The following is a 20,015-nucleotide window of genomic DNA, read 5'->3' on the forward strand; positions in this document are numbered from 1 at the left end:
AATTTATTAAAATTAAACAGTAAAAATTAAAATCAAAAGAACAACTTATGCACAAAAAGCTAGCGTCAGATTTAACCAGTTTAGCACACGCTATTTTACAGATGAAAAATAAGGAAGATGTGTTTGAGTTAAAGCAGAAGGCATATGAAGTTTATGAAAAACTTTCGGTTTTAGTCTATATAGAAGAATACATAAATAATACGCCAAATCCTTCGAAATCAAAAGAAGAGTTATTGAGTGATGTTTTATTGGCAGAACAAAACAGAACCAGAATTGAAATTGAAAAAAGAGACCTTGAAATTTCTTTATTAAAAAAAGAAACAGTCGTTTATCAACTAGAAGAAGAACTTGACGAAATTCCTAAATTTAAAATCCCTGAAAATAAGATAATTGAAACAAAAATTGCTGATACTACTGTTTTTGATAGTAAAATTATTGAAGATACTTCTGTTAAAAATCATTTAGTAAGTCCTTTTGAAAAAATTCAAGTGAAAATTGAAGGGAAAAATCAAGAGAAAATCACAAAAGAAAATGATAAAAATCTTGATGAAAAGATTGAAGAAATATTCGTAAAACAAACAGAAAAACGAACCGAAAAGAAAGATGTTGTATCGGTAAAGGATGCTTTAAATGAGTCAATTAATTTAATACCTGAAGAAAAACCTAAAAAGCTAGTTGTTTTAAAGGCCGTCGAAGAAATTACAGAACAGCCTTTTGATGAAATAGCTCGTTTATTATCTGATCCTGATGATGCAAGTAAAAAAGATGCAAGTAAAAAAGATACGGGTAAAAATGAAGTTGAAAATGATGTTAAAAATACTGATGAACTAAAAACAAAAACCCTTGAAGAAGAGTTAGACGGAACAATTTCTGTTGATATTATGGCTGATTTATTTGAAAAAGCACCAGTGAAAAAATCATTAAACGATTTTTTACAAAGTACTATTCAAATAGACTTAAATGATAGGATTGTTTTTGTAAGACATTTGTTTAATGGCAATCAAAATGATTTTAATAGAGTAATTTCGCAGCTGAATACTTTTAAAACAGAAAAAGAAGCTAAAAATTTTATCAATAAGATGATAAAGCCTGAGTATAATTGGTCAGGTAAAGAGGTTCACGAAGCTCGATTATTTGAAATTATTGAAAGAAGATTTGCTTAAAAAACAGTACATTATGAGTAATAAAAATACAGGAATGAAGTATATATTTTGCATGAAATGGGGTACGTTGTACGGTCCTGAATACGTAAACAGACTGCATGCTATGGTAAAAAAGAATTTATCATATGATTTTAAAATGGTTTGTTTTACCGATGACAGCACTGGAATTATAGACGATGTTGATTGTTATGATATTCCAGAGATGAAAATCCGTACAGACATACCTGAAAGAATGTGGAAAAAATTAACAACACTTAAAGATGATTTGTATGGGCTTGAAGGAACAGCCTTGTTTTTAGATTTAGATATTGTTATTGTTGATAAAATTGATTGCTTTTTTGACGTTGAAGGTTCTTTCAGAATTATCAAAGACCATAGTTGGAGAACTTGGAGAATAACAGGAAATTCATCTGTTTATAGATTTGAAATAGGAAAGCATGGCTATGTTTTTAATGATTTTATCAAAAATTTTGACGAATTAAGAAAAATCCATAGAAATGAGCAAGAATATTTAACACATAGTATTAACGATAATTCAAGCCTTCAATATTGGGATAAAAAATGGTGTCCTAGTTTTAAGTATGATTGTGTTTCAAGATTCCCTTTAGCTTTTTGGAAAAAACCTACAATACCTGAAGGAGCTAAAATTATAATTTTTCATGGAGAAATTAATCCACATAATGCTATAAAAGGAGGAAGAGGTAAGTGGTACAGGTATGTTCGCCCTGCGCCTTGGGTTGCTGATTATTGGATTCAGTAATGTGAAATGAAGTAAATAAAGGGTTAAGAGGGGGACTTGAAAAAACTTAACGCCACTTTAATTTGTTGTTATTATGCCTTAAAAGTAAGTACGGGCTTTAATACATTTTTAGATAAATCAATAGAAATACTTGAATTAAATAACAGAGATAAACCGCTTCTTCCATGTGTTGCTAAAGAAACTAAATCAACATTATTTTCATTTGAGAAATTTAAAATTCCATCTTGTATTGAAGTATCATTGTACACTTTTATGGTGTGATTCCCTATTTTGTAAGGTTCAATAAAAGTTTCAATTCTTTTTTTAGAATCGCTTGTGTTTTCAAAATTATCGGGAGTATTAATTTTTAATAAGTAAATTTTGCTTTTAAATTTTGCAGCAAACTCTAAGAAGCCTTCAAATGCTTTTGTTTCTTTATTTTCAAAAGAAGAGGCGAAAACTAGTTTTTTCAATTTAAAATTATCATTATCTTTTTTAGTGATAATTACAGGTATTTCAGAGTTTCGAACTGTTTTTTCAGTATTCGAACCAATGATAATTTCTTCTAAAGCTGTTTGTCCTTTAGAGCCCATAATAATTAAATTGGCATTGATTTTTTTAGCATAATCTCGAATTCCTTCATACGGATTTTGAAAACGTATTGAATGATATACATTGTCAAAATCAGCAAAGAAAGTGTTTTTGTAATCGAGTAATTTTTCTTTAATCATTTGAATGTATAGCATGCTTTCAGGAATGCTAATATTTGCACCAGAACCCATGTCTCTAAAACCACTAGGTAGTTCAATCATATGAATTAGGTGTATTTCGCCAGCTGTTTTTTTAGCTATTTTGGCTGTTAGTTTCGCAGCATATTTAGAATGCTTAGAAAAATCAATAGGAAGTAATATTTTTTTCATAATTAAAAGATTTAAAGATAGATACTGCTGTTAAGTTACGAAAATTATTCTAAATTAGAAAACCAAAAGACATTTGTATGTTAATGAATAACTTACTATATTTGCACCAAATTTATTAATTAGATTGATACAGGGGACGAGAGTCCCCTCTTTTTATACCTTAGCATGAATCAAGAGAAAGTTAAAGAATTATTAGACGAAGCATTATTAGAAAATGAATCATTATATTTAATTGATTTGCAATTTTTAGCAAACAGTAAAATAAAGGTGATTGTTGATGGTGATTCAGGAGTCCCTTTAAACGAATGTATGCGTATTAGTAGAAAAATAGAGCATAATTTAGATAGAGAAGAGGACGATTTTTCTTTAGAGGTAACAACACCCGATATTGCGCATGCCTTAACGGTTAAACGTCAGTATAAAAAAAATATAAACAGAATTTTGAAGGTTAAAACAGCAACCGAAGAATTTGAAGGTACGTTGACCCAAGCAACCGATAAAGATATTACCCTGTTTTGGAAAGCAAGAGAACCTAAGCCAATAGGTAAAGGTAAGCATACGGTAGAGAAAACAAAGGTTTTGTTGTATCAAGATATTAGTGAAGCAAAAGTGAAGATCATATTTTAATAAGAGAATGAAATGGAAAATATTGCGTTAATTGAGTCATTTTCAGAATTTAAAGATAATAAAAGTATAGATAGAGTAACTCTAATGTCTATCTTAGAGGAAGTATTTCGTGCAGCATTAAAACGTAGGTTTGGATCAGATGAAAACTTTGATATAATTATTAATCCTGATAAGGGAGATTTAGAAATTTGGAGAAATAGAATTGTAGTAGCAGACGGTTTTTCTGAAGATGATAATGAAGAAATAGAACTTGCTGAAGCACGAAGAATTGAGCCAGATTTTGAAATTGGTGAAGACGTATCAGAAGAAGTAAAATTAATAGATTTAGGAAGACGTGCTATTTTAGCATTACGTCAAAACTTAATTTCTAAAATACAAGAACACGACAGTACTAATATTTTTAAGCAATTTAAAGATTTAGAAGGAGAAATTTATAGTGCTGAAGTACACCATATTCGTCATAATGCTGTAATTTTGTTAGACGACGAAGGAAACGAAATTGTGTTGCCTAAAAGTGAGCAAATTCGTTCAGATTTTTTCAGAAAAGGAGATTCAGTTCGTGGTGTTATAAAATCAGTAGAATTAAGAGGTAATAAGCCTGCTATTATTTTATCAAGAACTTCGCCAGCATTTTTAGTGAAGTTATTTGAACAAGAGATTCCTGAAGTATTTGATGGGTTAATTACCATTGAAGGTGTAGCAAGAATTCCTGGTGATAAAGCAAAAGTTGCCGTAGATTCTTATGATGATAGAATTGACCCTGTAGGAGCTTGTGTTGGTGTAAAAGGATCTCGTATTCACGGAATTGTACGTGAATTAGGAAACGAAAACATTGACGTAATTAATTACACGAAAAACGAAGCATTATTTGTAGCAAGAGCGTTAAGCCCTGCTAAAGTAACTTCTGTAGATATTAAGCCTTACGAAGAAGAGAAAAATGGTAAAAAAGGACGTGTAAGCGTTTTATTAAAACCAGAAGAAGTATCAAAAGCAATTGGTCGTTCAGGAGTAAATATCCGTTTAGCAAGTGAGTTAACAGGATACGAAATTGACGTACAACGTGAAGGGTTAGAAGAAGAAGATGTAGAGTTAACAGAGTTTTCTGATGAAATAGAAGATTGGGTTATTGCAGAATTTAATAAAATAGGTTTAGAAACAGCGAAAAGTGTACTTGAAAAAGACGTTTCAATGTTAGTACAAAGAACCGACTTAGAAGAAGAAACAATATTAGATGTTCAGCGAGTTCTAAGAGAAGAATTTGAAGAATAATCAATATAAAGGAAATCAGTCTCCTGCTAAATTGATGATAATCAATACGAAATCTGATAACCAGAGAAAAAGAACGTAACTATGCTAGCGTGTAAAGTGTGTTTTTTGAATATAAAGTATAAAATAATTTATGGCTGAAGGCAACAAATTAATAAGACTTAATAAAGTATTAAGAGAATTTAACATTTCTTTAGATAGAGCTGTAGAACACTTGGCTAAAAATGGTCATAAAGTAGAATCACGTCCTACTGCTAAAATTTCTGATGCGGAATATCAAATATTACTTGATGGGTTTCAAACAGATAAATCTAAGAAGGTAGCCTCTAAAGAAGTAAGCGAAGAAAAGCGCAAGGAAAAAGAAGCTAATCGCCTACGTGTTGAAGAGGATCAGGAGAAGAAAAGAGTAGAAGACGAAGCTAAAAAGCAAGAAGTTTTAAAAGCCAAAGCTAAAAGATTAGAGGTTAAAACCGTAGGGAAGATTGATATTAAAACTGGAAAACCAGTAGAAGATACAAAACCAGCTGCGCCTGTAAAAGAAGCACCAAAAGCGGTTGTAGAAACCCCTAAAAAAGAAATACCTGTTCAAGAAGCTAAGATTGTTGAAAAACAAACAATCAAGGTAGCTGAAAAGAAAATTGAACCAGTTAAAGTTAAGGTTCAAGAACCTAAAGAAATTAAGATTAAAGAAGTTAAGCCCGAGGTTGTGAAAGCAGAAACACCTAAGAAAATAGACATTAAGGAAGTAAAAAAGGTTACGGAAACAAAGCCTGAGGAAGTAAAAGCAGAGAAACCTGTTGAAATTACTGCCGAAAACGCTGTAAAGTTAAAAACACAGTATAAAAAATTAGACGGTCCTAAAATTACAGGAATTAAAATTGATTTAAAACAATTTGAACGTCCTAAAAAGAAGAAACCAGAAGCTAAAACAGACGCTGACAAAAGAAAGCGTAAACGTATTAGTAAACCAGGAACTCCAACAAAACCAGGCGAAAAAAGAGTCGTTAGACCTGCTCAAAATAGAAGCGGTGGAAACCGTACACCATTTAGAGGTAGAGCAGCTCAAAGACCAGCCGTTAAAAAAGAAGAACCAACTGAAGCAGAAGTACAAAAACAAGTACGTGAAACTTTAGAAAGACTTCAAGGTAAATCTAAAAGAGGAAAAGGAGCAAAGTATCGTAGAAATAAAAGAGATGCTCACAGAGAACACACCGAAGCTGAATTAGAAGCACAAGCGTTAGACAACAAAATCTTAAAAGTAACAGAATTTGTTACTGTAAGTGAAGTTGCTACGATGATGGATGTTCCTGTAACAAACATTATTTCTTCATGTATGATGTTAGGAATGATGGTAACAATGAATCAACGTTTAGACGCTGAAACATTAGTTATTGTTGCTGAAGAATTTAACTATAAAGTAGAGTTTGTTGGCGCTGAAGTAGAGGAATCTATTGAAGAAGTTGAAGACAAACCTGAAGATTTAATAAATCGTGCGCCAATTATTACGGTAATGGGTCACGTAGATCACGGTAAAACATCGTTGTTAGATTATATTCGTAAAGCGAACGTAATTGAAGGTGAATCAGGAGGAATTACACAACATATTGGTGCATATTCAGTACCAGTTGGAGATCAACAAATTGCCTTTTTAGATACACCAGGTCACGAGGCCTTTACAGCAATGCGTGCCCGTGGAGCTCAAGTAACCGATTTAGTAATTATTGTAGTTGCTGCCGATGATGATGTAATGCCTCAAACAAAAGAAGCAATATCTCACGCACAAGCAGCTGGCGTTCCAATTATCTTTGCTATCAACAAGATTGATAAGCAAAATGCGAACCCAGATAATATTAAAACACAATTATCAGCTATGAATTTATTAGTTGAAGATTGGGGTGGTAATATTCAATCACAAGAAATTTCAGCTAAAACAGGACAAGGAGTTGAAGAATTACTTGAAAAAGTATTATTAGAGGCTGAAATATTAGAATTAAAAGCTAATCCTAATAAAAAAGCAACAGGAGCAGTTGTGGAAGCTTTATTAGATAAAGGTAGAGGATATGTATCAACAATTTTAGTGCAAGCTGGTACTTTAAAAATTGGAGATTATATTTTAGCTGGTAAACATAGTGGTAAAGTAAGAGCTATGTTTGATGATAAAGGCGCTAAAGTTTTAGCTGCCGGACCATCAACACCAGTATCAATCTTAGGATTAGACGGAGCACCACAAGCTGGTGATAAATTTAATGTATTTGATGATGAGCGTGAAGCGAAACAAATTGCAGCAAAACGTTCTCAATTACAACGTGAGCAATCTGTAAGAACTCAAAAAACATTAACATTAGCCGAAATTGGTCGTCGTATTGCGTTAGGAGATTTCAAAGAATTAAACATTATCTTAAAAGGAGATGTAGATGGTTCAGTAGAAGCCTTAACCGATTCATTCCAGAAATTATCTACGGAAGAAATTCAAGTAAATATTTTACATAAAGGAGTTGGAGCAATTACAGAATCTGATGTATTATTAGCAACAGCTTCAGATGCAATTATTGTTGGATTTAATGTACGTCCACAATCAAATGCAAGAGTTATTGCTGATAGAGAAGAAGTAGATATTAGAACTTATTCTATTATTTATGATGCTATTAATGACTTGAAAGATGCCATGGAAGGAATGTTATCTCCTGATATGAAAGAAGAAATTCTTGGTAATATTGAAATTAGAGAAGTTTATAAAATTTCTAAAGTTGGTAATATTGCAGGATGTATGGTAATGAATGGTAAAGTAACCAGAGATGCTAAAATCCGTATTATTAGAGATGGTATTGTAGTTCATGATGGTTTCTTATCTTCATTAAAACGTTTCAAAGACGATGTTAAAGAAGTAACAAAAGGATACGATTGTGGTCTTCAGATAAAAGGTTACAACGATATTATTGAAAGAGATGTTATTGAAGCTTATACTGAAATTGCAGTTAAGAAGAAGTTGAAATAAAACATTCTAAAATATATAATTAAAAAAAGACACCTTATTAAGGTGTCTTTTTTTTGTTTATAAGAAGTAGTAAAAATAGCGTTAATTTTATTTAGAGTAAATCTAAATAAGATGTATATTTGTTGCCGTAATAACTTTAACTATGGAAAACATTATAAAAATATACGACAATGAAATAGGTATTTCATTTTGTTGGAAAGATACAACGAACACTTTAATTCAAATAATCTTTAGAGATACAGGCTTTCATTTAAATGAAAATCAAATTGAATCATTTTTAGAAAAAGTACTCGATTCTAAAAGCCAAAAAAACTGTGCTACTTGTACTAAAGGAAATAATTGCAAGTCTATTTTATTACAAACCCCGTCAGATAAAGTAAGTATGGCAGTATCACAAATTGAATTAGGGCAAATAGACGATTTATTAAAAGGAACATTATTTCAAATGCGCATGAATAACTATTTAGACGATTTGTGTAAAAATTAAAAAATAGGAGCTTGTATTTCTACAAGCTCAATCTTTTTTATCAAACAAAATTAGTCTTCTTTAATTAAGTACATATAAACAGGATAATGATCGCTATAGCCGCCACTGTATTTACCAAACGAAAAACTTCTAAAAGGATAGCCTTTGTAGCGTCCTTTTTTTTGTGTTAAAAATAGCTTATTAAAAACCCCTGCTTTAAACATCTTAAAGCTCGTAAAATCTTTTTTCCTTTTACTAGAAGAAACTAATTTATTGCTTATAATTATTTGATCAAATAAATTAATATTATCGCGATATCCTAAGGTGTTAAACCCTCGTCGAAACATGTTTTCAAAAGGATTATAAAGGTCTTCTTTTTTTAGATTTTTCTTTTTCGCTACTGTTTTTAAAATTTTTTTAAAGCTACTGTTAATCGGATCATCATTAAAATCACCCATAATTAAAAGCTTAGGGCTTGGGTCATTTATTTTAATTTTTTCAATAATTTGGATAACTCTGTAGGCTGCTTTTTCTCGTAAAGGCCTACTTTTTGCTTCGCCACCTCTGCGAGACGGCCAATGATTTACAAGTATATGAATCAATTCATCATCTAAATATCCGGCAACCCATAAAATATCACGGGTATATACTTTTCTATTATTTTTATAAATACGAGGATTGAAAGCTTCATAATGAATCGGTTTAAAATATCTTTTCTGATATAATAAACCAACATCAATACCTCGTTTATCAGGAGAGTCAAAATGAATAATGCCGTACTTTTTATTTTTAAGATTTTCCGATTCTATTAAATCTTCTAAAACCTTTTTGTTTTCAACTTCGGCAACGCCTAAAATAGCAGGGCTTGTTTTTGTTTTTTCAGCCCCTAATTGTAAAATAACATTGCTAAGTTTATCAATTTTATCCCAATAAATCTTTTGTTTATTTCCTTTGATAGCCATGATAGGGCTTGCTTCATCATTTTTTGAAGTATCATTAATCGTATCAAATAAATTTTCAAGATTGTAAAAACCAATAGTTCTTATTTTATATTTTTTTTGAGCATATAGTCTGTCAGAAAATAAGCTAATAACTAGCATACTTGTAAGTACTATTATTTTTTTCATCATAAGAAATTTTACATCAAAAATAAATCAAATTTTAAGCTTAAAAATACCGCAATTAAAAATATCTAAATTTCTTAACAATTTCTTAACAAATAAAACAGCTATACCGCTTAATTTACACGCTATAATCTAACGTGTTTTGTACTAGTGGTTTAATATCTGTAAAGGGCTGTTTATGAAGAAATTTACAATAACAATTTTATTATTATTTTTAAGTTTATTTGATTTAAATGCACAAAATAGTGTAAAAGGAACTCTTGTACATGCCGATACTGAAATAGCATTGTCGGGCGTTAGTATCCATATAAAAAAAACAGCTATTACCAGTATAACCGCTGTTGATGGTACTTTTATTTTAAACAATTTACCCAAAGGAAATCAACTCCTTACTGTATCATTAAACGGGTTTGAAACTCAAACTTTTCCGTTGCAAGTATCCGAGACTCCTATAAATTTAGGGACTATTTTTTTATATGAAGCCACTACGCAATACCAAGATTTAAGTACTATTATACTTACAGATGATGAATTAAGCGATGATGCAAATACCGCCGATAATATTGCGGGTTTATTGCAAGCCTCAAAAGATGTTTATTTACGAACTGCCGCCTACCAATGGAGTGCTTCTTTTTATAGTATTAAAGGGCTGGGATCTGAAAATTCAAAAGTGCTTATCAATGGTTTTGAAATGAATAAATTATACAACGGTCGTCCGCAATGGAGTAATTGGGGTGGTTTGAATGATGTATTGCGAAATCAAAATTTTAGCAGTGGTTTATCGCCTTCAAATTATACGTTTGGCGGTGTTTTAGGCGCAACAAATATGAATACTCGAGCTTCAGATTATAGAAAAAGTGCCCGAATTTCCTACGCTTCTTCCAACAGAAGTTATTCCCATCGTTTTATGGCAATGTATGCTTCAGGGATTTTAAAAAATGGCTGGGCAGTTACCGCATCAGCAAGTAAAAGAACGGCATCCCAAGGATTTATTAACGGCACAATGTATAACGCAAACTCCTTTTTTATCTCTTTAGAAAAAATAATAAATGAAAATCATAGTATCAATGCCACGGCTATTTATGCTAAAAATACCCGTGGAAAATCTGCCGCAAATACACAGGAAGTGTACGATATTAAGGGTATTAAATACAATCCGTATTGGGGCTATCAAAACGGGAAAATTAGAAATGCCCGCGTAAAAAGAATTGAAGAACCTATTTTGATGTTAAATCATTATTGGAATATGACTAATAAAACTACTTTAGAAACAGGAATTGCGTATCAATTTGGAGAAATGGGCAATTCTCGTCTTGATTTTAACGGAGGAAATGATCCAAACCCTACCTATTATCGAAAATTGCCGAATTATTTTTTAAAAGATTCTTATTACGGTAAAGATTTTGAAAATGCCTATAAATCATTAGTGAATTTTCAAAATGATGGACAGCTAAATTGGAAAAATTTATATGTAGGAAATGAAAAAACTGCCGATAATGCCTTGTTTTCACTTTATGAAGATTGTACCGATGATACTCAATTAAGCCTTAAAACAATTCTAAATACCCAAATAAATGAGAATATTACCTTAAGTGGTAGTTTAGATTATACGATATTGTCTTCTGAAAATTATGCAAGTATTGTTGATTTATTTGGCGCAACGGGGTATGTAGATATCAATAAATTCGGAAATTTAGGTGAAGATGATTATCAAAATGACTTATTACATCCTAATAAAATAGCAAAAGTTGGCGATAAATTTAAATATCATTATGAAATAGCGGCAAAAGTATATGGTGGTTTTACACAATTACAATTTAAATATAATAAAGTAGATTTTTTTATCGCAGGAACTGTTAATAGTAGCAGTTATCAGCGAAAAGGCTTGTTTAAAAATGGTATTTATCCTGGTGATATTACAAACCCAGAAATCCCAAACTCTTTAGGATATTCTGAAAAGTTAAATTTTATGGGTTATGGCGCAAAAGCGGGGGCTACTTATAAAATTTCAGGACGGCATTTGTTAAATTTTAACGGGGGCTATACTAGCAAAGCACCTTCAATTCGAAATTCTTTTGCCAATTCAAGATCAAATAATTTAACCGTTGCTTCGGTTAGTCGTTTATTAAATGAAAAAATAAGCACTTTTGATGCCAGTTATATTGTAAGAATGCCCTTTTTAAAAGCAAAACTTACAGGATATTATACTACAATTAAAGACGCTAGTAATATTGCTTTTTATTTTACAGGTTCTGAAAATCTTTTTGTTCAAGAAGTTTTAACAGGAATAAACAAACAGCATTTAGGAGCTGAATTAGGTATTGAATCGCCTATATTATCAACTTTTAACTTACGGGCAGCCGCAAATTTAGGACACTATATTTATAATAATAACCCCAATATTACGCTAGCATCAGAAATAAGTGCCGATTCACAAAAGGCAGGTTTTGATAAAAGAGGTATCAAAAACTACGGAAAAGCAAGCCTTAAAAACTATAAAATAGCCTCAGGACCGCAAAGAAGTTACTCTTTTGGTTTTGATTATCGAGATCCAGATTATTGGTTTGTAGGGGTAACAGGTAATTATTTAGATAAAATATATGTTGCTCCTTCGGCGATAAAAAGAACGACTTCTTTTATTTCAGATGATACTCAGCTTTTTCCAAATTATGATGCCGATTTGGCTAAAAAACTATTAACTCAAGAACAATTTGACGGATATTTTACTTTAAATGCCATTGGCGGTAAAACCTGGCGGGTTGGTCAAAATAAGTACATCGGTTTTTTTGCAAGCGTTAGTAATTTGTTAAATAAAGCTTACAAAACAGGTGGGTACGAGCAAGGACGAACCGCTAATTATGGTTTAGAAAGTGCCGATAACGCTAATGAAACACCTGTTTTTGGTACAAAATATTGGTACGGAAGAGGGGCGAGTTATTTCCTGAATGTCAATTATAGGTTTTAAAAATACTTCTAAAAATTCAAAAATTTAAAATATCAAAAATGAAAATAGTTAAGCTAAGTATCCTGGTTTTTATCATTTTTATAGTACTGCCTTTTTCTTCTTGTGTAGGAGATGACGAGTTTTCACTTCCAACTTTATCAGCGGAAAAAGAATACGAAAATTTAAAATCATTAACGCAAATTGCTAGTTTATATCAAGGGAGTTTGGTTGAAATTAAAGAAGAACTAACAACATCGGGCTATGTAGTTTCTAGTGATAGGGCAGGGAATTTTTTTAAATCCATCTTTATTCAAGATGCACCTGAAAACCCAACAATTGGTTTTGAAATGAAAATTAACGCTACCAATTTACATGAGCGCTATGCTGTTGGGCGTAAAATTTTCATCAAACTAAAAGGTTTATTTTTAAGTAAAAGTAAAGATGGAAGTTATCAAATAGGTGTTCGAAATAGCTTCGGGAACGGCATTGACAGAATTGGGGTAAACGATTATGTTCGTTTTATAGACAGAGGCGCTGAAATTGCAAAAATTACGCCTGTTCTTTTGAAAATAAGTGAATTAAATGAAAAACATCAAAATATTTTAATCAAAATTAAAAAAGTACAAGCTGAAATAAAAGGTTTAAAATATGCCTGGCCAAAAGCAGGAAGTGTCGATTATTCAATTGATAGAACATTAATTTCCTGTGATTCATTGCAAAAAATAATTTTCAGAAATAGCATTTTTTCAGATTTTAAAGGATTGTTAATTCCTGATAAAAAAGGAAGTATTACAGGGGTTTTTACCATGTTAGAAAGTGAAAAAATACTAACGATTAGAAATACTTCGGATGTTAATTTTACAGAAGAATATGGCTGTTTTAATAATCCAACACTTGCTGATGTAGCTACGATAAAAGCTTTTTTTAAAGAAGAAGAAACCGTAATTTCTGATAATTTAAAACTAAAAATAAGTATAACTTCGGATGCTACTAAAGGGACTATTTCAGCTAAAAATGCTTTTGCACAAGACGCTTCCGCAGGAATTTCATTAAATTTTACAGCGATTCATAACTTAAATATAGGCGATCAAGTAGAAATAGCCGTTGGCGGATTAAAATTAACCAATCCAAATGGTGTACTTACTTTAAATGTTGAAAATTCAAATATAATAAGCTTACAATCAGGTACATTACCAACGCCCGAAATTATTACTTTTGAAGATGCTTTATCGGGTGTTTATCAAAGTAAATTGGTTAAAATTGAAGGTGTTCAGTTTAAAGATATTACTAAAAATTATCAAGGTGAAAACATGCTAACTACTAATTGTGAAAATGAATTAGCGCTTTTATCCGTAGAAAAAGAAGCTGTGTTTGCTAATAATTTAGTCAGCACTAAAAAAGGCGCTATTACAGGAATAATAACCCAAAATAATGGTGTTAAATTATATATCAGAGACGAATTGGATGTGAATTTTACTGAAACTTACGGATGTACACCTGTGGTTATTCCTCCGCCAATTAATCCGGCACCAACGGGCGATTTATTCTTTTCAGAATATGCCGAAGGGTCAAGTAATAACAAATATATTGAAATTTACAATGGCACAAATATCGATATAGACCTGTCTAATTATACGATTGAATTACATATTAATGGATCAACAGATAAGCCTAAAATTTTAGCATTAAGTAGTTTGACAAATATTATTTTAGTAAAAAGTGGCGTATTGGTAATCTATAATTCGAGAGCTTCAGATGTTATTAAAAACAATGGAACTAGTAGCTCATCGGTAGCTTCTTTTAATGGTGATGATGCGCTTGTTTTAAAAAATAACGATACTGTTATAGATGTAATTGGTTTATTAGGAGAAGATCCTGGCAAAGGTTGGGCAGTTGCAGGTATTGAAAATGCGACTCAAAATCATACTTTAGTTAGAAAATCGAGCGTGGTTAAAGGGAGTATTACTTGGGATGCAAGCGCTGGCACAACTGCCGATAATTCTCAATGGGAAGTAAAAGAGCAAGATGATTTTTCATCCGTAGGAAAAAAATAACCTCAAAATTAGGGTATTATTGAAAACCAAGTTTTATAACTTGGTTTTTTTTACGCATATTTACCTAGTAAATAGTAAAAATGTCATCAAACAATCGAATTACCCGTGCTTTTAATCAGGCTAAAAAATTACCTTTAAATAAGGATTCTAAATATATTTTATTTTCAGATTGTCATAGGGGCGATAATAGTTTTGCGGATGATTTTTCGCATAATAGAAAAATATTTGAGTACGCATTGTCGGAATATTTGGCGGCCGATTTCACTTATATTGAATTGGGAGATGGCGATGAGCTTTGGGAAAATAAATTTGATGCTATTTTTAATGCAAACAAAAATATTTACCTGCTATTAAAAGAATTTCATGCAAAAAACAACTTGTATTTTATTTGGGGAAATCATGATATGGCATATAAAAACCCTAAAAAAGTTCAAGAAAATTTAAGTACTTATATTGATTCATCCACAGGAAAAAAAACAGCATTACTGCCTAATGTTTCTTTTTCGGAAGCAATTCTATTAGAGCAAAAAAATGGCGCTTCTATATTTTTGTTGCACGGGCATCAAGCAGATTGGTTTAATTATGTTTTTTGGAAATTTAGCCGATTTCTAGTTCGTTTTTTATGGAGACCCTTACAAATTATAGGCATTAAAGACCCTACAAGCCCCGCTCAAAATTATAAAGAACTGATAAAAGTAGAACATCGTTTAGAAAATTGGATTAAAAAAAATAAACAGCAAATGGTGGTAACTGGGCACACCCATCGTCCTCGGTTTCCAAATTCTAATGAATTGCCACATTTTAATGATGGCAGTTGTGTACATCCGCGTTGTATTACTGGCTTAGAAATAGAAAATGATACTATAACGCTTGTCAAATGGTTTGTAACAATAAGTAAAAATGGCACAATGAAAATATCAAAAGCTATTTTAGAAGGTCCTGAGCCTATTTCACAATACATTTAAAATACAAATAACAATTTAGTAAACCTCTCTTAATACCAAGTTGTAGCTAAAGGAATATTTTTGGTATCTCTTATTATGAGAAATAAAGCCATTGGGTAAATATTAGTTTTTGTCGACTATTTTATTAGGCTAGCTGCCTCTGATCAAGGCAGTTTTTTTTATTTAACATCGTGTTTACGATAAGTTAACATTAGTAGTAGTTCTTTGCAGCGACAAAAATTAATACTTACTAATGAACATCAAAATAGCACTTACAATTGTAAGTATGCTTGTGTTATCGCATGCCTACACACAAGAATCAAATGCTCCTAAATTTGGTAAAGGACTCTTTAATTTAAAGGGAGATGATAATTCTTGGTCAATGAATATTGCTGCAAGAGTACAGTTTTTAACAACTGCACAATGGCATTCAAATTCCAATGGTTTATCAAACCCAAAATCTTCATTTTTAATAAGAAGAGCCCGTTTAAAATTTAATGGTTTTGCATTTTCTCCAAAATTAAGCTATAAAGTAGAGTTAGGACTTTCTAATAAAGATATTGGCGGTGCATCGGTATTTACAAACAATGCGCCTCGGTATATTTTAGATGCTGTTTTAAAATGGAATTTTCATCAAAATTTTGAATTATGGCTAGGGCAAACTAAATTACCAGGAAATAGAGAGCGAATTGTTTCTTCTGGAAACCTTCAAGGAGTAGACAGGTCTTTATTAAATAAGCGCTTTAATATCGATAGAGATATGGGGCTGCAATTAAGGCATCATTTTAAAATAGCAGATACTTTTGTTGTTCGTGAAATTTTATCCATAGCACAAGGAGAAGGACGAAACATTACCACTGGAAATATTGGAGGGCATCAATATACGGCACGATTAGAATTTTTACCTTTCGGAAATTTCAAAAGTAAAGGCGATTATAAAGGAAGTGATTTAAAAAGAGAAGAAACGCCAAAATTAGCTATTGGTACTAGTTATGATTTTAACAATAATGCCGTTAAAAATAGAAGCAATCAAGGAGCTTATATGTATATAGATAATAGCAAAGACCATAAATTAGCCGATAGAATATACCATAAAACGGATATTTCAACCTTATTTATTGATGCAATGTTTAAATATAGAGGATTTTCTTTTATGGGTGAATATGCTTATAGAGACGCTAAAAACCCTATTGCAAGAAATTCTGATGGAACTTCAACAGGTGCTATTGTTCAGGTAGGTAGCGGTTTAAATTTACAAGTAGCTTATTTATTAGCAAAAAACTGGGAAGTATCTGGGCGCTACACCAATATTGATTTAGAAAAAATTACTAGAAGAAATTTAGAGCGTCAATACACCTTAGGTTTGTCAAAATATATGGTAGGGCATAAGCTTAAGGTACAAACAGATATCAGTTATTTAGACGTAGTTAATAGTGGCAATAAGCTAGTGTATCGCTTACAAATCGACATACATTTTTAAAAAAATAACATAAACCTAACATAGGTAGTATAGTACTGTTTGTAATTTTGCAAAAAAAATAAAAGCCAAAAATGGGAGATCCATATATTTTGATGTTAATCGGGCTAGCTATTTTAGCTATCATCGATTTAGTAGTAGGTGTTAGTAATGACGCTGTTAATTTTTTAAACTCAGCAATTGGTTCAAAAGCAATTCGGGTTCGTAATATTATGATAATCGCCAGTGTTGGTGTATTTTTTGGAGCCGTAACCTCTAGTGGTATGATGGAAGTTGCTCGTAAAGGGATTTTTAACCCGAACATGTTTATGTTTCAAGACATCATGTTTATTTTTATGGCAGTGATGATTACCGATGTTTTATTACTCGATATTTTTAACTCCCTAGGGATGCCAACATCTACAACGGTTTCCATTGTATTTGAATTATTAGGAGCAGCTGTTTGTATATCATTACTAAAAATTTCAGCAAACGATTCACAATCATTTGCCGATATTTGGAACTATATTAACCATGAAAAAGCGGTAGAAATTATAAAAGGAATACTACTATCCGTCGTTGTTGCTTTTTCAGTAGGTGCAATTGTTCAGTTCATATCTAGAATAATATATACCTTTAATTTTGCAAAAAGAAAAACTTATATAAGTGCATTATTTGGTGGTTTTGCTATTACAGCAATTACCTATTTCATCATTATAAAAGGAATGAAAGGTACGCCTTGGTATGCCGATATTAAAGATTCAATAGAAGGAAATACCTTATTAATTATTTCAGGAAGTTTTGTTGCTTGGAGTTTAATATCTCAATTTTTAATAAGTGTTTTTAAAATTAACATTTTAAAATTAATTATTGGAATAGGAACATTTTCATTAGCAATGGCTTTTTCAGGAAATGACTTAGTAAACTTTGTTGGAGTACCAATTGCAGCATTAAATTCTTATGAAGCATGGAAAGCCTCAGGAGTTTCTGCCGACGCATTTTCAATGGGTATTTTAGCAAAAAAAGTACCATCTAATGTATGGTTATTATTAGTAGCGGGAGCTATTATGGTCGTTACTTTATGGACCTCTAGTAAAGCACAAGACGTTATTAAAACAGGTATTAATTTATCAAGACAAGGAGAAGGGCATGAAAAATTTCAACCAAACCCATTATCAAGAATTGTTGTTAGAATCGCCATGTTAATTAACGCTGGTATTCGTAAAGTATTTCCAGCAAAAACAATTGCTTTTGTCGATGCTAAATTTCAAAAACCAGTTATAGATTTATCTAAAGATAAAACATACGAAATGCCTGCCTTTGACCTAGTAAGAGCAGCAGTAAATTTAATTGTTGCAGGTATTTTAATATCAATAGCAACCTCAATGAAATTACCATTATCAACAACCTATGTAACATTTATGGTAGCAATGGGTACTTCTTTAGCCGATAGAGCTTGGGGGCGTGAAAGCGCAGTATATAGAGTTGCGGGTGTAATTAATGTAGTAGGAGGCTGGTTTTTAACGGCAATAATCGCCTTTGCAGCAGCAGGAATTATCGCTTATTTAATTAGTTGGAGCATGGTAATGATTCCTGTATTATTATTAGTAGTAATACTTTTAATAACAAGAAACACATTAATCCACAGAAAGAAATCAAAAGAAGAAAAGAAGCAAATCCATATAGAACGCGCAGAATTAATTACCATTAACGGAGTAATTGAAGAAAGCGCCGATCATATTGCAGGAGTAGCAAGTCGTGTAAATAAATTATACACTAATGTTGTAAATGATTTAGCAGAACACGATTTAAACAAGTTACGTAAAACAGAAAAGCATGTAGCTAAGTTAAACGATGAAATTGACGGATTAAAAGACGGCGTATTCTACTTCATTAAATCACTAGATGAAACCTCGGTACAAGCAAGTAGATTTTACATTTTAGTATTAGGTTATTTACAAGATGTAGCACAATCTATCAGTTACATATCTAAAGCAAGTTTTAAGCATGTAAACAACAATCATAAAAACTTAAAGAAAGAACAATTAACCGATTTAAAACATATTGACGATACACTTTCTAAGTTATTAGACGATATTAGTACAACTTTTGAAAACAGAAGTTTCGAAAAACTAGAACTTATAATCAATGAAAAGAAGCAGTTATTAAAAGACGTTTCAACTTCAATTGAAAAACAAGTAGCACGTATTAGAACAGACGAAACAAGCCCTAAAAACACTACATTATACTTTAGTGTTTTATTAGAAACACAAGATTTAGTTTCTGCGCTTATGAGTTTGTTAGAAACCTACGAAGAATTTCATATAAGTAGTAAAAACAGTTAATTCGTTTTTACTAAAATTCATTAAAACCCTCAATTCTAATTGAGGGTTTTTTTATTGATTTTTTTTTAGCAGCAATTTCCCGCTTTCCGCACTCGCTTTTTTTGTTTTTTAAAAAGAAAAACAAAAAAGAGCTCAAACAAAGCGTCAATCGGGGCTAGGCATTTGTACTAATTTCGATAAATTGATAAATCAACTATAATTTAGGCAAAGTTCACACTATCATTTCGAGCAGTAAAATTTAAACCTCACAGGTTTTTAAAACCTGTGAGGTTTGTTCTTGTTTGGAGAATTTAAAACGAAATTTCCATTAACAAATAATAAATATCAGTTTGCTATCGCGAGGATCTTGCTCGCGACCACACCAAGAAGAGCCAAAATAATCTTAAATTTGAAAAGCTATCCTATATAAGGACAAAAACCCGTAGGGACGAACCTATGAGTTTTCCCGATTGGCAATCATCTTCAGTAATTACACCTGATTAAAATTTCCATACGAAAAACCACAAAACCCCTGTCAGTTCGAGTGATTTTTTTTCCTTCAAAAAAATAGTATCGAGAACTTTATCAGTCTTAAAATCAAAAAAACAAATAAAAATCTATTACTAAAATAGCAATACAAAACATTCGAAGCTGTTTTTAATCACTTTTAACACTCCAAAAAAAACATAATTTCAGATATTAATACGTGTTAATTTTAGTAGAAGACTACTTTTTAAAAGCGAAACAGTATAAAAAACACACAAGGCAACCCATTAAAAATCAAGACTTAAAAAAATACTTCAAAAATAAATAAATAAAAGCCCTTGTCAGTCCAATAAAAGGACGTAGATTTGCAACCGCTAACAACAAAACGCAAGTTTAAAAGTTAACAAAAGATCATTAAAATATCTGCAGAAAACATTTTATTAAAATGTAAAAAACAAGCTAAATTTAGCTTGTTTAAAACAAATTAAAAGATGTATATTTGCAACC

Annotated in this window: 13 protein-coding genes; 11 read left to right on the forward strand and 2 right to left on the reverse strand. The window is 31.3% G+C overall.

Annotation, left to right across the window (positions count from 1 at the left end; genetic code table 11):
* Nucleotides 1–47 precede the first annotated feature (47 nt).
* Both AQ1689_RS13130 and AQ1689_RS13135 read left to right on the forward strand, forming a co-directional pair.
* Nucleotides 48–1,163: a hypothetical protein gene (locus AQ1689_RS13130; RefSeq protein ID WP_101956390.1), complete on the forward strand. Its 1,116-nt coding sequence runs from the start codon at nt 48–50 to the stop codon at nt 1,161–1,163.
* A gap of 13 nt (nt 1,164–1,176) precedes the next feature.
* A complete protein-coding gene (locus tag AQ1689_RS13135; protein WP_101915576.1) occupies nt 1,177–1,923 on the forward strand; it encodes a glycosyltransferase in 747 nt (248 codons plus the stop codon).
* Nucleotides 1,924–1,994: 71 nt separating this feature from the next.
* On the opposite strand, the gene AQ1689_RS13140 is transcribed toward AQ1689_RS13135, so the two are convergent.
* Nucleotides 1,995–2,822, reverse strand: a complete 828-nt coding sequence (locus AQ1689_RS13140) for a universal stress protein (RefSeq protein ID WP_101956391.1) — start codon at nt 2,820–2,822, stop codon at nt 1,995–1,997.
* 165 nt (nt 2,823–2,987) lie between these two features.
* Here AQ1689_RS13140 and rimP point away from each other — a divergent pair, with 165 nt between their 5' ends.
* From rimP to AQ1689_RS13160, 4 genes are all read left to right on the forward strand, one after another.
* On the forward strand, nt 2,988–3,449 hold the full coding sequence (gene rimP / locus AQ1689_RS13145; RefSeq protein ID WP_101915569.1) for a ribosome assembly cofactor RimP: 462 nt from the start codon (nt 2,988–2,990) through the stop codon (nt 3,447–3,449).
* Between the two features lie 12 nt (nt 3,450–3,461).
* Nucleotides 3,462–4,718 carry a transcription termination factor NusA gene (gene nusA, locus AQ1689_RS13150; RefSeq protein ID WP_058884134.1) on the forward strand — a complete coding sequence of 419 codons (1,257 nt, stop codon included), beginning with the start codon at nt 3,462–3,464 and terminating at the stop codon, nt 4,716–4,718.
* A gap of 130 nt (nt 4,719–4,848) precedes the next feature.
* Nucleotides 4,849–7,710 carry a translation initiation factor IF-2 gene (gene infB, locus AQ1689_RS13155; RefSeq protein WP_101915568.1) on the forward strand — a complete coding sequence of 954 codons (2,862 nt, stop codon included), beginning with the start codon at nt 4,849–4,851 and terminating at the stop codon, nt 7,708–7,710.
* A gap of 142 nt (nt 7,711–7,852) precedes the next feature.
* A complete protein-coding gene (locus tag AQ1689_RS13160) occupies nt 7,853–8,197 on the forward strand; it encodes a hypothetical protein (protein ID WP_058884136.1) in 345 nt (114 codons plus the stop codon).
* A 50-nt stretch (nt 8,198–8,247) separates the two neighbouring features.
* Here AQ1689_RS13160 and AQ1689_RS13165 read toward each other — a convergent pair whose 3' ends face one another.
* Complete coding sequence (locus AQ1689_RS13165) at nt 8,248–9,303, reverse strand: endonuclease/exonuclease/phosphatase family protein (RefSeq protein ID WP_101915567.1); 1,056 nt, start codon at nt 9,301–9,303, stop codon at nt 8,248–8,250.
* A 175-nt stretch (nt 9,304–9,478) separates the two neighbouring features.
* On the opposite strand from AQ1689_RS13165, the gene AQ1689_RS13170 reads away from it, so the two are divergent.
* The 5 genes from AQ1689_RS13170 to AQ1689_RS13190 all read left to right on the forward strand — a co-directional run bounded on the left by AQ1689_RS13170 (nt 9,479) and on the right by AQ1689_RS13190 (nt 19,043).
* A complete protein-coding gene (locus AQ1689_RS13170; RefSeq protein ID WP_101956392.1) occupies nt 9,479–12,265 on the forward strand; it encodes a carboxypeptidase-like regulatory domain-containing protein in 2,787 nt (928 codons plus the stop codon).
* A gap of 38 nt (nt 12,266–12,303) precedes the next feature.
* Nucleotides 12,304–14,298, forward strand: coding sequence for a DUF5689 domain-containing protein (locus AQ1689_RS13175; RefSeq protein WP_101956393.1), 1,995 nt, complete (start codon nt 12,304–12,306; stop codon nt 14,296–14,298).
* A gap of 80 nt (nt 14,299–14,378) precedes the next feature.
* Entirely contained in the window at nt 14,379–15,263 is an 885-nt protein-coding gene (locus AQ1689_RS13180) for a metallophosphoesterase (RefSeq protein ID WP_101915764.1), read from the forward strand.
* 232 nt (nt 15,264–15,495) lie between these two features.
* Nucleotides 15,496–16,722 (forward strand): porin, encoded by a 1,227-nt coding sequence (locus tag AQ1689_RS13185; RefSeq protein WP_101956394.1) that lies wholly within the window; start codon nt 15,496–15,498, stop codon nt 16,720–16,722.
* A gap of 71 nt (nt 16,723–16,793) precedes the next feature.
* On the forward strand, nt 16,794–19,043 hold the full coding sequence (locus tag AQ1689_RS13190) for an inorganic phosphate transporter (RefSeq protein ID WP_101915762.1): 2,250 nt from the start codon (nt 16,794–16,796) through the stop codon (nt 19,041–19,043).
* Nucleotides 19,044–20,015: the final 972 nt, after the last annotated feature.

Source organism: Tenacibaculum finnmarkense (genome assembly GCF_900239185.1).
GTDB lineage: Bacteria > Bacteroidota > Bacteroidia > Flavobacteriales > Flavobacteriaceae > Polaribacter > Polaribacter finnmarkensis.

Bases quoted from the DNA above. Each gene is read 5' to 3' on its own strand.
- AQ1689_RS13190 (WP_101915762.1), top strand. From the start codon at position 16,794: ATGGGAGATCCATATATTTTGATGTTAATCGGGCTAGCTATTTTAGCT.
- AQ1689_RS13180 (WP_101915764.1), top strand. From the start codon at position 14,379: ATGTCATCAAACAATCGAATTACCCGTGCTTTTAATCAGGCTAAAAAA.
- AQ1689_RS13140 (WP_101956391.1), bottom strand. From the start codon at position 2,822: ATGAAAAAAATATTACTTCCTATTGATTTTTCTAAGCATTCTAAATAT.
- AQ1689_RS13175 (WP_101956393.1), top strand. From the start codon at position 12,304: ATGAAAATAGTTAAGCTAAGTATCCTGGTTTTTATCATTTTTATAGTA.
- AQ1689_RS13170 (WP_101956392.1), top strand. From the start codon at position 9,479: ATGAAGAAATTTACAATAACAATTTTATTATTATTTTTAAGTTTATTT.
- AQ1689_RS13165 (WP_101915567.1), bottom strand. From the start codon at position 9,303: ATGAAAAAAATAATAGTACTTACAAGTATGCTAGTTATTAGCTTATTT.
- AQ1689_RS13130 (WP_101956390.1), top strand. From the start codon at position 48: ATGCACAAAAAGCTAGCGTCAGATTTAACCAGTTTAGCACACGCTATT.
- AQ1689_RS13160 (WP_058884136.1), top strand. From the start codon at position 7,853: ATGGAAAACATTATAAAAATATACGACAATGAAATAGGTATTTCATTT.
- rimP (WP_101915569.1), top strand. From the start codon at position 2,988: ATGAATCAAGAGAAAGTTAAAGAATTATTAGACGAAGCATTATTAGAA.
- nusA (WP_058884134.1), top strand. From the start codon at position 3,462: ATGGAAAATATTGCGTTAATTGAGTCATTTTCAGAATTTAAAGATAAT.
- AQ1689_RS13185 (WP_101956394.1), top strand. From the start codon at position 15,496: ATGAACATCAAAATAGCACTTACAATTGTAAGTATGCTTGTGTTATCG.
- infB (WP_101915568.1), top strand. From the start codon at position 4,849: ATGGCTGAAGGCAACAAATTAATAAGACTTAATAAAGTATTAAGAGAA.
- AQ1689_RS13135 (WP_101915576.1), top strand. From the start codon at position 1,177: ATGAGTAATAAAAATACAGGAATGAAGTATATATTTTGCATGAAATGG.